Raw genomic sequence first — 13,003 nt, 5'->3', positions numbered from 1 at the left:
TCCTAACTCCTTCTCACCAACCTGTCTAATGATCTCGAACATGTCCGCTTCTCCTAAACATATTTAATTCTCCCAAATGTATCTGCTTCTCCTGAACCTATCTTCTTCTCTGCTTTCTGATCAAACGGGATAATCGTGCAAAGCATTCGGACAGCGGTTGTTGATCTGCCGGCCAACCCACTGGCCTTCCCTGTTCTCAAGCTTTCAACGCCCTTCATGCATTGCACAATCGGTTGCCGGCTTAACTGTCAAGCGCTGATTATTAGGTCAAGTCCCAGTATAACAAAACCGGCCCTGCTCGCTAGTGACGAGCAGGGCCGGACCTGCGTTCGGGGGGTTCTATACGCTGGCCGCCTACAGGTTAAAAAAACACCGGCTTGACGCATACCGGCTTGGATACTTCGGCGGTGTGGCCGGTGAACTTCAGCCGGCCGGTTTCCCCATCCACCGTGAACAAAGCCAGGTTGTTGGAATCGCGGTTGGCCGCGACCAAATATTTCCCGTCCGGCGTCAGCGCAAAATGGCGCGGGTGTCCGCCTTCGCTGGATACGTGCTCCACGTAAGTCAATTTGCCGCTCGTCGGGTCGATGGCGAACTGGACGATGCTGTCATGGCCGCGATTCGAGCCGTACAGGTAGCGGCCGTCCTTGGAAATGGCGACCTCCGCCGTCGTGTTCTCCGCGGTAAACCCGGCAGGCAGGGTCGGCACCGTATCCAGCAGTTCCAGCCGGCCCGATTCCGGATCATACGAAAAAGCGGAGAGCGAAGAATTCACCTCATTGATGGAATACAGGAAACGGCCGTTCGGATGGAAAGCCATGTGGCGCGGCCCCGCTCCCGGCGGCGTCTGCGCTTCACTCTTGCGGACCAGCCGCCCGCCCTGGGCGTCCAGTTCGTACACTACGATGAGATCCAGTCCCAAATCCGCAACCAGCGCAAACCGGTTGTCCGGGCTGAAGATAACCGAATGCGGATGCGGCCGGTCCTGTCTCGACGGATCGGCTCCTTTCCCTTCGTGCTGCCGTTCATCGGCCAGCTTGCCGACAAGCCCGTCCGCCCCGACATTGACGAGGCCGACGTTCCCTCCATGATACCCCGATACCGCCACAAAACGGTTGCTCAGGTCCAGTTGAATATGCGAAGAAGACGGACGAATCGTCAAGGTGCGGTTCAGTTCGCTTAGCTCCCCTTTCGCGGAATCAATGGCAAAAGCGGCCGCTTCGCCGATGCGTTCGCCTTCCGAAACGGTTTCCGAAATGGCGTACAACCGGCCATTCGCTTCATCGACGCTGACAAACGTCGGGTTCTTAAGTCCGGATACCGCGCTTAACCGGTTCATTTTACCGCTGGACATGTCCAGTTCGTATACATAAACTCCCGGATCCGCCGCCTCGGCGTAGGACCCTACAAATAACAGCAAACGTTGTGTCTGTGACAATTCGCATACCTCCTGGTAAATTGAAATCTAAAGTTGTCGTTCCCTATATTGTTCCCCACTTTGCCATAAAAGTCCAGTCCTCCCCATGAGATTCCCGGCAGCAAAAGCCCAAAATTTTTAATATTTCGCCCTTTTCCCTACCCAAATTTTGAAAAACATGATATACTGTAAGCGCTTCCGTAGCATCATCTAAAGGGGGATTTGGAATGATGAATGTCGGACTGGAAGAAAGAAACGTCTATGAGGATCTCGATCCCCATGACACGTATTTCTTCAAGATTGGAGTTCACGGACTGGTTTGCTTTCATGGCAGGAATTACAGCATCAAACAGAGACTATCCGCCGAACAGACCTCGAAGCTGATCTCGGACCCTAACTTTTACCGCATTAGCACCAACTGTTACGTCAATTTGTCCAAAGTCTCGGACATCCAGGACAATGTCGTCTATTTTCGCGATGAACGGCACGGCATCAAAACGATCCATGTGCCCAAACGCAATCTGGGGCAAATGAAGCGGCTGATTCCGTCCACCCGACGTAACGTAACCGCTGGGGTCAACTAAACCGGCATATCTTCGGAGCCGAATGGCCAGAGAAAAAGCAGCCTCGCTTAAGCGTCTCTACAGACGCCGGCGGGCTGCTTTTTCTTGGTTCATGCTTGCCTTCTACTTCACGTAAAAACGGGCGGTTTCTTCCCAAATTTCCCCGGCGTTCAGGCTGAACAAGCCGATTTCTTCGCTCGGCAGCTTGACATTGGGGGCGTTGACCAGATTAATTTGCGGCTCGGGACAGAAAAAACCTTCCTTCGCCCCGTTGTTCCAGATCATCCACTGCTTGTAGGACGTCCCGACATCGTACACCAGAGTGACGCCAAGCTTCGTATCGGTTAGTTCCATGCGGTTTCGGCCGTTTTGCGGCGCGGCGGTGTAATGATTGTCCAGCGACGCGAAAAACGGATACACGCCCTCCCCTTGCATTTGCTTTTCCTCGCCGGTAAGCGGCTGGAACGAACCGGTCGGAAGCATCCGTTCGCTAAGCTGCCAACGCTCGCCGATCGTGAGCTTGACGCGGTAATCCTTAGCGTTGCTTCCCGGCGCAAACGGAGCGTTCACCGCCGTATGGAAAGCGAGCAGGCAAGGCATCTCCTTGTCCCCGTCATTGCGCACGAACAACTGCTGCGACAAGCCGTATTCGCTGAGCGTATACTTCAGCCTTACCGTAAATTTAAACGGCAAATACCGGTACACATCATGCTGCTCGTCGACGGTCACTTTGACCGTAACATAGCTTTCCAAAGGCGTCTGCCCAAAGTCCTCCACCTGCCAAGGCGTCGTATGTAAAAAACCGTGCAGATGGTTGCCGGTCGAAGCTTCGTTTACCGGAAAACGGTACACTTCGCCTTTCCAGGGGAACAGGCCGTCCTCGTACCGGTTCGGCGGAAACAGCACGGGGATCCCATGCACGCCGGGATTGCTTTTGAAGCTTTCCATTTCGTCCTCCGCCGGTTCGCGCAGAAAACGGTAACCGCTTTCGACATCGCGGAACGCAATCAGATTGCCGCCGATTTCCGGCAGCATGACCGCTTCATACCGTCCGGATCTGAGCCATACCGCTTTTTCTCCCTGATAAGTTCCTTCATAAGCCGTTCTTTCTGCCATCGTTGCAACTCTCCCTTCCATGATTGGCCTTAACACATTCAACTAGTAATATACCTAAAGCGCGTGCAAAAGTCACCTTAAACCCGCACATCAAAACGAATCGCCTATGAAGCGTCGCGCAAAATACGGCGGCCCAGCGATACGCCCAGCAGCGTTTGAAAAATGGTGGGGGGCACGCCTTCCCAGGTAGCGGTAGTCAGATTGCGGCGCTGCTTGGAAACTTTGCGGCGCGTATACGGTTTGCTTTTCGCGTAACAGCATGATGTCGAATTCTCCTTGCTCCACTCGAATAGTTATCTACTGATTTATGCATACTTCAACTGAACATGGTTCGAAAAAAAGATGAATGGAGTGAGAGCACTAATGCGCATCTCGGTTTGGAAAACAATCTTGTGTTCTTTGCTCGCTTCCGTGCTGCTGACTACCGCCGTCTCCTGCGGCAACAAGGCCGGTCCCGAAGCCAATTCCGTTCCCCCGGCCGCCTCCACCCCGGTCAGAACGGAAGCGTTTACGGATGTCCGCGGCACCCAATGGATTCCGCTTTCCCAAGTAGCCGACACGTTGGGTCTTCGCGCTTTGGAAACGGACAGCTCCGCCCGGATCGGCTATACCGATGTCATGTTTGAGGTTCAGCCAAGCCAACGGCACGCCGTTTCTTTCGGCAAGCCGGTATCGCTGCCGCAAGCGCCCATCCGCCAGAACGGCGAGCTGTATATGACGACCGCATCGGTCTCCGCCCTGCTGCAAAGCAAAGCCGTGGTTGACCCGCTGTCGGGACGGCTTAATATCGGACCGATTAACGCCGACGGCGGCGTTGCCGAAAAGAACCCGCAGATCGGCGAATCAAACCGCTACGGCATCCTCGGGGTCGCCGAACACCGGGACGAGATGGTTGCCTATGCGAAAAGTTTTTTAGGCGTTCCCTATGAATTCGGAGCAGCGCCTTACGAGCAATCGAAAGCGTTCGACTGCTCGTCCTTCACCCGCCATGTGTTCAAAAAATTCGGGCAAGACTTGCCGCGGCTGGCCAGAGATCAGGCGAAAGAAGGCATCCCCGTCACCCGGGACAACCTTCAAACCGGAGATCTGATCTTTTTCACCGTGCCTGGCCGGTTTGAAACCGACAACATTCCCGGCCACGTCGGCATCTACATCGGCAACGGCCAATTCATCCATACCTGGGGAGATCCCGGTGTGGAGATCAGCCCGCTGGATACCGGGCATTGGAGCAGCGTCATCCTCTCGATGCGCCGCATGCGCTGAAAGATTCATCAGCGCCCGAATTCGCAAGCCGAGCGCCGCTCTAGGCCGCCCGGCTTTTTCGCTTGTTCAGCTTATTTCCCTTCATTACAAATACAAAGTATAATAAATGTAAGCGTTACTTTCCATATAATAATATGACAGGATTTCAGAGCTAAATCAGAGGAGATAGGGCGATGGAGAAAGACATTTTAAAACAGGCATATGAGCAATTGGGCCTGCCCGAAAACGCGCCCCGCGAGGATGTCGATAAAGCGTTCGACATTCTGCTGCGGAAATCCCGCTCCCGTCAGCAGGATGACCGGTTCGAGCAGGAGTACGAAGCCAAGGTCAAAGCCTACAAAATGATTATCGAAGCGGAAGAGCGAAGCAAAGTTGAGGAAATGAGCCGCCAAAGATACGCGAAATGGGGAAAATTCGCCGGCACCGCGGAGAAGATCGACGATTTTTTCCGGCTTTACAAAACGCACTGCATCATCGCTCTTGTGGCCGTGATCGCAATCGTTTTTGGCCTTAACGCCTACCTGGATCACCGCGAGGAGCAAAAAAGACTGGCCGCTCTTCCACCTGTCGACTTGTCCATCATCATGGTCGGCAATTTCCTGACCGATGAGGTAAGCGGCGGGACGGACGCGCTGGAGCAGGCGATGACCGCCCAGATTCCGGACTTCAAACGCTTGGAGCTGGAGATGCTGTACTTGCCGGGGCAAAGCGAATCGGGCATGAGCGGCGCGGACATGGCCTACCAGCAGAAAGCGCTGGCCGTGATCGCCACCTCGTCGCCGGATATTTATATTACGGACAAAGCTTCGTTCGATTGGCTGTCCGGAGGCGGCGCCTTCCTCAGCCTTGACAAGGAGACGGCCGAACTGAAGCCGCTGCTGACCGATGACCGGATCCTCAAAGCCAAATCCGAGGAGGACGGACAGGAGCATGTCTACGGCATCGACGTCACAGGCAGTGCCCTCGCCGACCAGCTGCCGTTGGCGAAACAACAAATGATCATCTCGCTGCGGGCGGACACGCCAAACGCCGATAAAGCGCTCAAGATGATCCGCGAATACCTCGAACACCTTCCTTAGGCGGCGGACTATATCCCCGCTGCCTTTACCCGTACAATCATTCGTTCAACTTATTATGGCCAACGCCGCTTTTTCACCATTGATTATCTTCCGGATATCCTTTACAATAACCTCATAAACGCGCGTTTACGAAAGTGGGGACCTATATGCGCAGCGAAGACATAGCCAAATTGGCCGGGGTGTCCCGCAGCACGGTATCACGGGTGATCAACAATTACCCGAATGTTCCCGAAGCGACGCGGGCCAAGGTGCTCCGGGTCATCGAGCAGCACCAGTATGAGCCGAACAGCTTTGCCAGAGCGCTGGCCGGCAAACGTACGGATACGATCGGCCTGTTTGCGATCAGCATGTCGGAACAGGAAACCGCCAGCCGGATTTATCAAAACAGCTACTTCGCCCCCATCGTCGACATGGTCGTCGATACGGCGAACGCCCGCGGGTTTTACGTTCTGATACATACCGTATACTCGCGCGGCGAGTTTCAAAAGGTCAAGCAGGCATTTCAGCAAAAGCGGATCGACGGCGGCATTTTGGTCGGCACGCAAAAAGACATCGAGCTGGTGCGGGAAATGGTCGATCAGAAAGCGCCGCTCGTGCTGCTCGATTACGACATTTCGGAAATCATGGCAGAACGGCTGAACAAAAACCATCTCGCCGTCATCAACTCGATGGACTACGAAGGCACGGCCGAAGCGATCGAATACTTGATCGGCCTGGGGCATCGCGAAATCGGCATCATCAAAGGGAGCATGAACACCTACTCCGGGCGCGAGCGCTATCTGGCTTACGAAAGCACCTTGCAAAAACACGGCCTGCCGCTTCGGGATGACTTTGTTCTGGAGGGAGAATTTCTGAAGGAAAGCGCCTATCGCGAAGCGAAAAGACTTGCGCTGCAAGAGAAACTGCCGACCGCCCTGTTCTGCTCCAACGACGACATGGCTATCGCCGCGATGGAAGCGTTTGCCGAGCACGGGATCGCCGTGCCCGACCAACTGTCGATCATCGGCTTCGACGATGCTCTGTTGGCTTCGCGGATTACGCCCAAGCTGACTTCCGTCCGGCTGCCGGTCGATGAAATGGCCAAAGCCGCGGTGCTGAAGGTGATCGAGCTGTGCGAAGCCGACGAGGCGACGTTCAGCACGGTCAGCTTCCCGACCAAGCTTGTGGTCCGGGACACTTGCAAGCCGCCCGTCCGCTGATCCGGCTGCGGCGGACTGCTTCCCCTGCATCTTTCGAAGCAGCCTATCCGCAGGCGGCTTGCCGAATAAAATAAACGCGCGTTCACAAATGATAGGAGAGTGTTGTTTCCATGAAATTCGGAGCTTTTGACGACAAGCGTAAAGAATATGTGATTAACACGCCGCAAACCCCTTATCCCTGGATTAATTACCTCGGCAACGAGCAATTTTTCGGACTCATATCCAATACGGCCGGCGGCTATTCGTTTTACCGTGACGCCCGCCTGCGCCGCTTGACGCGTTACCGCTACAACAACATCCCGCTGGATACCGGCGGCCGCTACTATTATGTCCGCGACCATGACAACGGCGACTTTTGGACGCCGGGCTGGATGCCCGTGAAACGCGAGCTGGACTTTTACGAATGCCGCCACGGCCTTGGCTACACTTCGATCACCGGCGAACGCGGCGGCGTTTCCGTCACCCAGCTGGCGTTCGTGCCGCTCGGCTACAACGGCGAAGTGCATCGTCTGACGGTGAAAAACACCGGCTCCCAGGCGAAAAAGGTATCCCTGTTCTCTTTTGCCGAGTTCTGCTTGTGGAACGCCCAGGACGACATGACGAACTTCCAGCGCAACCTGAGCACCGGCGAAGTGGAAATTTTGGATTCGGTCATTTACCACAAGACGGAATACCGTGAACGCCGCAACCACTATGCTTTCTACTCCGTCAACCGGGACATCGACGGTTTCGATACCGATCGCGAAGCGTTCGTTGGCCTGTACAACGGTCTGCATGAACCGCAGGTTGTCGTAGCCGGCAAAGCTTCCAACTCCGTGGCCAGCGGCTGGTCGCCGATCGGCTCCCATGAAGTGGTGCTGCAGCTCGCCCCCGGCGAGGAGCAGAGCCTTGTGTTCATCCTCGGCTACGTGGAAGTTCCCGAGGAAGAGAAATGGGAGGCGCCCGGAATCATCAACAAAAAACCGGCGCTTGAAATGATTGAACGGTTTGCCACCGATGCCGATGTGGACCGGGCGATGGCGGAGCTGGCGGCTTATTGGGAAGGACTGCTTTCCAAATACCAAATCCAAAGCGGCGACGACAAGCTGAACCGGATGGTCAACATCTGGAACCCGTATCAGTGCATGGTTACGTTCAACATGTCGCGTTCGGCATCCTATTTTGAGTCGGGCATCGGCCGCGGGATGGGCTTCCGCGATTCGAACCAGGATTTGCTCGGGTTCGTGCATCAAATTCCGGAGCGGGCCCGCGAGCGGATTCTCGACATCGCCGCCACCCAATTCGAGGACGGCAGCGCCTATCACCAATATCAGCCGCTCACCAAAAAAGGCAACAACGAGATCGGCAGCGGTTTTAACGACGACCCGCTTTGGCTCATTCTCGGCACGGCCGCTTATATTAAAGAAACCGGCGATCTGAGCATCCTTGACGAGCAGGTTCCGTTCGACAGCAACCCCGACAACACCGCTACGCTGTTCGAGCATTTGAAACGTTCCTTCTACCATGTCGTCGAAAATCTCGGGCCCCATGGCCTGCCGCTGATCGGACGCGCGGACTGGAACGACTGCCTGAACCTGAACTGCTTCTCCAAGGAGCCGGGCGAATCGTTCCAAACGACAGCCAATATCGAAGGCCGGGTGGCCGAATCCGTCTTCATCGCCGGATTGTTCGTGTTCGTCGGTCCGGATTTCGCCGAGCTGTGCCGGATACGCGGGCTTGAATCCGAAGCGGCCGAGGCGGATGCGCATGTGAAAAAAATGCGGAAGACCACGCTCGAACACGGCTTCGACGGCGATTGGTTCCTGCGCGCCTACGACCACTACGGTGAAAAGGTCGGCAGCAAAGAAAACGCGGAGGGACAAATCTTCATCGAACCGCAAGGCATGTGCGTCATGGCCGGCATCGGCGTCGAAGAAGGTTTGGCCGGCAAGGCGCTGGCCTCGGTGGCCGAACGCCTGGACACGAAATACGGGATCGTGCTGCAGCAGCCGCCGTATTCCAAGTATTATTTGAACCTGGGCGAAATCTCCAGCTATCCGCCGGGTTACAAAGAAAACGCCGGAATTTTCTGCCACAACAACCCGTGGATCATGATCGCCGAAACGGTGCTCGGACACGGCAACCGCGCGTTTGAGGTATATGCGAAGATCGCTCCGGCTTACCTGGAGGACATCAGCGAAATCCACCGCATGGAGCCTTATGTATATTCGCAAATGATCGCCGGCAAAGACGCCGTCCGCCACGGCGAGGCGAAAAACTCCTGGCTGACCGGCACGGCCGCCTGGAATTACGTTGCGATCACGCAGGCGATCCTCGGCATTCAGGCCGATTTTAACGGCCTCAAGGTAGATCCTTGCATTCCGTCCGCTTGGGACGGTTATGAAATCACCCGCGTCTTCCGCGGCGACACGTACGTGATCCGGATCAGCAATCCGAATCACGTGGAAAAAGGCGTGGCCAGCATCACCGTGAACGGCCAGCCGATCCAGGGCAACGTTATCGCCCCGGCCGGCGACGGCGGCGTGCACCAAGTTGAAGTGGTACTGGGCTAATGAAAAAGCAGGGAAAGGGTGATTATTACCCCTTCCCTGCTTTTTTTATCAGCTAGTATGCTGGCCCGCACGAGACGAACCCAAATATTCCTTTATGCCATCCACAATGGCTTGAGCCGCTTTATATTGCATTTCATCGGAAAACATCGCTTCCTCATCCGCCGGGTTGCTAAGAAATCCGACCTCCAAAAGAACCGCCGCCATCTTGGTCTCTCTGATGACTTGAAAATTACCGTTTTTCACTCCGCGGTCCTTAAAACCCACGGCTTCCACTAACCGCTTATGAATGGTATTGGCTAATTCTTTGCTGCTGCTTCGCTCATAATAATAGGTTTCCGTCCCGGTCGTTTGCGGTGAGGAAAGAACACTATTGCCGTGAATCGAAACAAAAATATCGGCATTCAATTCATTGGCCAACTTCACGCGCTCTGAACGGGTGGGATAAACATCGCTTTCACGAGTCATCACGAGATTAATGCCCGGCTCATTTAAAAGAAGCTCCTGAACTTTCAAAGCTAAAGCCAAAGTAAATTCCTTTTCGTGCCGATTGCTGAAGCTGGTTGTCCCCGGATCGCTGCCGCCATGCCCCGCGTCAATCACTACCGTTTTAAGTCCTGGTTTAACAACAGGATCAACTAGATCAATGGGATCAACAGGATTAGCTGGATTAACGGGATTAACGGGATTAACGGGGCCGGAATCGGAAAGATCAGAGTTATTCTCCGAAAGGCCTAAATTAACAACAAGGTTACCTTCATTAAATTCATAATTAAACGGAATTTCTTGATTTTCCATTAACTCAACAACGATCCGGACTTGCTTCGGCTCCTGACTAAATAGCGAAAATCTGATGTCGGCAATCTGTGAAGATCCGCTTACATCCAATTTTCCGTTTAAGCCGGCATTTAATGACTGGAACGTATCCGAAAATACCGTGTTCGGCAAATCGATTACAATTCTTTCCGGGTCCTGCAGCGTAAATATGGTTGGAGTAACTTGACCGTCCATTGATGCAACAAGCTGATGATCGCTAAAATGGATTTCGTTGATATGTATCAAGGAGTCATCGGTATTTGCTTCGGACAGCACCGCCTTTTCTCCATTGCTCGTCAAGTAAACCGTCTTATCGGTATTATTCCAACTTACCTTAAGCCCCATTTGTTCACTAACGAAACGAATAGGAACCAGAACCGTATTGTTCCGCATCAAAGGTGCAGTGTTTAATAATACGGGCTCATTGGAGACTTCCGCTTCTTGTTGCCCCACATTTAAAGATATCGCATTCGAATTATTATGGATTTTAACATTCTGAGTCTTTTGGTCCCACTTGACCTTAAATTTAAGATTTTCAGCAACAACTCTTATGGGAATCAGCACATTATTATCTATATTGGCAACTTCGACATTCTCCGGAAGAGCGATTTCCTGACCATCCAGCACAATCTTGGATTGCGCGGCTTTCGCATCGATTTCATGCGGCGATAGAACGATCAGAAAAATCAAACTCAAAAAAAATAATAAAATGGATTTTTTCATTTTACACCTCTAGTAATGGCTTAAAACGTCGTTATTCCGACGATCCCCCGGCGATACCCGTTTGCTTTCGCTGCTGATATATTTCTACACTTATATACATATTTCCTTCTAAGGCTTCATTTTTTCTCATATTCCGCTTTATCGGCCACACGAAAAAAGCCGGCGCCACGATCGGCGTCGACTTTTTTTCGTCCCGTATCTCAAGCCTTGGCGTGCTTCATGCCAGGCTCTTTTTTGTTTTGGCCGTCTTTGCCAACCTGGACTTTCCGGATGAAGAAAGACAGGACAAAGGCCACCAGCGTGATTCCCGTAGCGACCACAAAGGCGAAGTCGATGCCGTTGATCGTCGCTTCTTTGGTAATGAGCGCGACCTGCTGGGCGTTCGCCGGGTCCTGCGGATTGATGCCCGCGGACATGATCATTTCCGCCGCCCGATCCTTTGTCCGGCTGGACATAATCGTGACGAGCAAGGCGGTGCCGAGCGCGCCGGATATCGTCCGCAGCGTATTGGCCATGGCCGTGCCATGCGCGTTCAAGCTTGCGGGCAGCTGGTTTAAGCCGGCGGTCTGAATCGGCATCATCAGCATGGACATCCCGAACATGCGAAGCGTATACATGAGGATCAGATGAGCATAAGTCGTACTGTCGGTCAAATTGCTGAATTCCCATGTCGTGACGGCGGTAATCGCCAGACCGACGACCGCTAGCCAACGGGCCCCGATTTTATCGAAGATCATCCCCGTAATCGGCGACATAATCCCCATCAGAATCGCGCCCGGCATCAGCAGCAGGCCGGATTCCAGCGGCGAAAAGCCGCGGATGTTTTGCAGGTAGATCGGCAGCAGGATCATGGCCGCGTACATCGCCATCGTAACAACCACGTTGATCACCGTAGTCAGGGAAAACATATCGTATTTAAACACCCGGAACTCCAGCATCGGTTTTTCCGATTTCAGCTGGCGCCACAAGAACAACGCCAACGCAATCACGCCGACGAACAGACCGATGATGACCTCGGGTTCGCCCCAGCTTGTGCTGCCCGCTTCGCTGAAGCCGTACAGCACGCCGCCAAAGCCCAACGTCGACAAAATGACCGATAACATATCCAGCTTCGGCCGGGCCACCTCGGTCACGTTCCGCAGAAAAATAATCCCAAGAAGTATGGAAAGGATGGCAAACGGCAAAATGATCCAGAACAGCACATGCCAGGACTGATGCTGGATAACCCACCCCGAAAGCGTAGGTCCGACCGCCGGAGCGAAAACCATCGCGATCCCCATCATCCCCATCGCCTGGCCGCGTTTTTCAATCGGAAATATCGTCAGGAACACCACGGTCATCAGCGGCATCAGCACCCCGGCGCCGGCCGCTTGGAACAAACGTCCGATCAGCACCATCGGAAAGCTTGTGCCAATCCCGCAAATCACCGTTCCGACAGCGAAGATCGCCATGGCGGAAATAAACAGCATCCGCGTCGTAAAACGTTCCATAAAATAAGCGCTAAGCGGAATAAGTACCCCGTTCACCAGCATGAAGCCGGTGGTCAGCCATTGAATCGTCGTAGTCCCTACATTCAGATCTCTCATCATTTGCGGAAGCGCCACATTCATCAAGGTTTGGTTCAAAATCGCCACAAACGCCCCGATAATCAGCGCCATGACGATCGGCCATCTTTTAAAAGCGGCGCCCTCTACAGCAGCGGTATTATTCATTGGTTTCTTCTCTCACTTTCTCTAATGAAGCTATAATTTTTCGATGAGTCTGCAATAAATGCTCAAAATCCTCTTCCGAGTTCTCCAGTACGGCCGCAATCGCTTTGGAATATTGAAGATCGGTAAGCCGGTAGACCTCCTTCCCCTGCTCCGTCACCTCCAGCGATACGGAACGGCGGTCGCTCTCCAGACGCTTTCTTTCCACCAGCCCGGCTTTGACAAGCCGATCGATGACGCCGCTCGCCGTACTGTTCCCCAAACGCATTAAATCCGCGAGCTCGGTGATCCCGATTTGCGGATTGTCTTGGATCGTTTTAAGGGCCTTGAACTGAATGCCGGTAATCCCGTATTTGTCCGCTTGTTTGGACAACAGCTGATAGAAAGCTTTTTTGACTTCCCGAAAAGATTCCACGATTTCGTGCATGCGTTGTTTTTGATCCAAACCGGTTCCATCCTTAAAAATTTAATTATACTTTTTAATATTTCGTATACGAAATATTTTCTGAATATATGTAACAACGTTTCGGGATATTTGTCAATACGATCAACCTGATTTTATTCGCCGG

At 53.4% G+C, this 13,003-nt stretch carries 10 protein-coding genes; 5 read left to right on the top strand and 5 right to left on the bottom strand.

Going from position 1 to position 13,003, the window contains the following annotated elements:
* Positions 1-361: 361 nt before the first annotated feature.
* Positions 362-1,438 carry a lactonase family protein gene (locus NYE74_RS16820; protein WP_036622128.1) on the bottom strand — a complete coding sequence of 359 codons (1,077 nt, stop codon included), beginning with the start codon at positions 1,436-1,438 and terminating at the stop codon, positions 362-364.
* Positions 1,439-1,644: 206 nt separating this feature from the next.
* Between NYE74_RS16820 and NYE74_RS16815 the strand changes: the two genes are divergently transcribed.
* On the top strand, positions 1,645-2,001 hold the full coding sequence (locus NYE74_RS16815; protein ID WP_036622126.1) for a LytTR family transcriptional regulator DNA-binding domain-containing protein: 357 nt from the start codon (positions 1,645-1,647) through the stop codon (positions 1,999-2,001).
* A gap of 102 nt (positions 2,002-2,103) precedes the next feature.
* On the opposite strand, the gene NYE74_RS16810 is transcribed toward NYE74_RS16815, so the two are convergent.
* Positions 2,104-3,096, bottom strand: coding sequence for an aldose 1-epimerase (locus NYE74_RS16810; protein WP_036622124.1), 993 nt, complete (start codon positions 3,094-3,096; stop codon positions 2,104-2,106).
* A gap of 363 nt (positions 3,097-3,459) precedes the next feature.
* On the opposite strand from NYE74_RS16810, the gene NYE74_RS16805 reads away from it, so the two are divergent.
* The 4 genes from NYE74_RS16805 (at position 3,460) to NYE74_RS16790 (ending at position 9,189) form a co-directional block, all read left to right on the top strand.
* On the top strand, positions 3,460-4,359 hold the full coding sequence (locus NYE74_RS16805; protein WP_124332697.1) for a C40 family peptidase: 900 nt from the start codon (positions 3,460-3,462) through the stop codon (positions 4,357-4,359).
* A gap of 173 nt (positions 4,360-4,532) precedes the next feature.
* On the top strand, positions 4,533-5,438 hold the full coding sequence (locus NYE74_RS16800; RefSeq protein WP_036622120.1) for a hypothetical protein: 906 nt from the start codon (positions 4,533-4,535) through the stop codon (positions 5,436-5,438).
* Between the two features lie 146 nt (positions 5,439-5,584).
* Positions 5,585-6,637 carry a LacI family DNA-binding transcriptional regulator gene (locus tag NYE74_RS16795; protein WP_341004970.1) on the top strand — a complete coding sequence of 351 codons (1,053 nt, stop codon included), beginning with the start codon at positions 5,585-5,587 and terminating at the stop codon, positions 6,635-6,637.
* Positions 6,638-6,747: 110 nt separating this feature from the next.
* On the top strand, positions 6,748-9,189 hold the full coding sequence (locus NYE74_RS16790) for a GH36-type glycosyl hydrolase domain-containing protein (protein ID WP_213509532.1): 2,442 nt from the start codon (positions 6,748-6,750) through the stop codon (positions 9,187-9,189).
* Between the two features lie 48 nt (positions 9,190-9,237).
* Here NYE74_RS16790 and NYE74_RS16785 read toward each other — a convergent pair whose 3' ends face one another.
* From NYE74_RS16785 to NYE74_RS16775, 3 genes are all read right to left on the bottom strand, one after another.
* Complete coding sequence (locus NYE74_RS16785) at positions 9,238-10,725, bottom strand: N-acetylmuramoyl-L-alanine amidase family protein (RefSeq protein ID WP_036622115.1); 1,488 nt, start codon at positions 10,723-10,725, stop codon at positions 9,238-9,240.
* 200 nt (positions 10,726-10,925) lie between these two features.
* Entirely contained in the window at positions 10,926-12,437 is a 1,512-nt protein-coding gene (locus NYE74_RS16780; RefSeq protein ID WP_051985394.1) for a DHA2 family efflux MFS transporter permease subunit, read from the bottom strand.
* Positions 12,430-12,879: a MarR family winged helix-turn-helix transcriptional regulator gene (locus tag NYE74_RS16775; RefSeq protein WP_036622114.1), complete on the bottom strand. Its 450-nt coding sequence runs from the start codon at positions 12,877-12,879 to the stop codon at positions 12,430-12,432. Before NYE74_RS16775 ends, NYE74_RS16780 begins: the two co-directional genes overlap by 8 nt.
* Positions 12,880-13,003: the final 124 nt, after the last annotated feature.

Source organism: Paenibacillus sp. FSL P4-0127 (genome assembly GCF_038007325.1).
Classification (GTDB): Bacteria; Bacillota; Bacilli; order Paenibacillales; family Paenibacillaceae; genus Fontibacillus; species Fontibacillus macerans.
The sequence above is the reverse complement of the archived record's forward strand: the minus strand, read 5'-3'. Positions and strand labels throughout refer to the sequence as shown.

What these genes read in the sequence shown, in the direction of transcription:
- NYE74_RS16780 (WP_051985394.1), bottom strand. Translation starts at nt 12,437, where the DNA reads ATGAATAATACCGCTGCTGTAGAGGGCGCCGCTTTTAAAAGATGGCCG.
- NYE74_RS16800 (WP_036622120.1), top strand. Translation starts at nt 4,533, where the DNA reads ATGGAGAAAGACATTTTAAAACAGGCATATGAGCAATTGGGCCTGCCC.
- NYE74_RS16795 (WP_341004970.1), top strand. Translation starts at nt 5,585, where the DNA reads ATGCGCAGCGAAGACATAGCCAAATTGGCCGGGGTGTCCCGCAGCACG.
- NYE74_RS16785 (WP_036622115.1), bottom strand. Translation starts at nt 10,725, where the DNA reads ATGAAAAAATCCATTTTATTATTTTTTTTGAGTTTGATTTTTCTGATC.
- NYE74_RS16790 (WP_213509532.1), top strand. Translation starts at nt 6,748, where the DNA reads ATGAAATTCGGAGCTTTTGACGACAAGCGTAAAGAATATGTGATTAAC.
- NYE74_RS16815 (WP_036622126.1), top strand. Translation starts at nt 1,645, where the DNA reads ATGATGAATGTCGGACTGGAAGAAAGAAACGTCTATGAGGATCTCGAT.
- NYE74_RS16810 (WP_036622124.1), bottom strand. Translation starts at nt 3,096, where the DNA reads ATGGCAGAAAGAACGGCTTATGAAGGAACTTATCAGGGAGAAAAAGCG.
- NYE74_RS16805 (WP_124332697.1), top strand. Translation starts at nt 3,460, where the DNA reads ATGCGCATCTCGGTTTGGAAAACAATCTTGTGTTCTTTGCTCGCTTCC.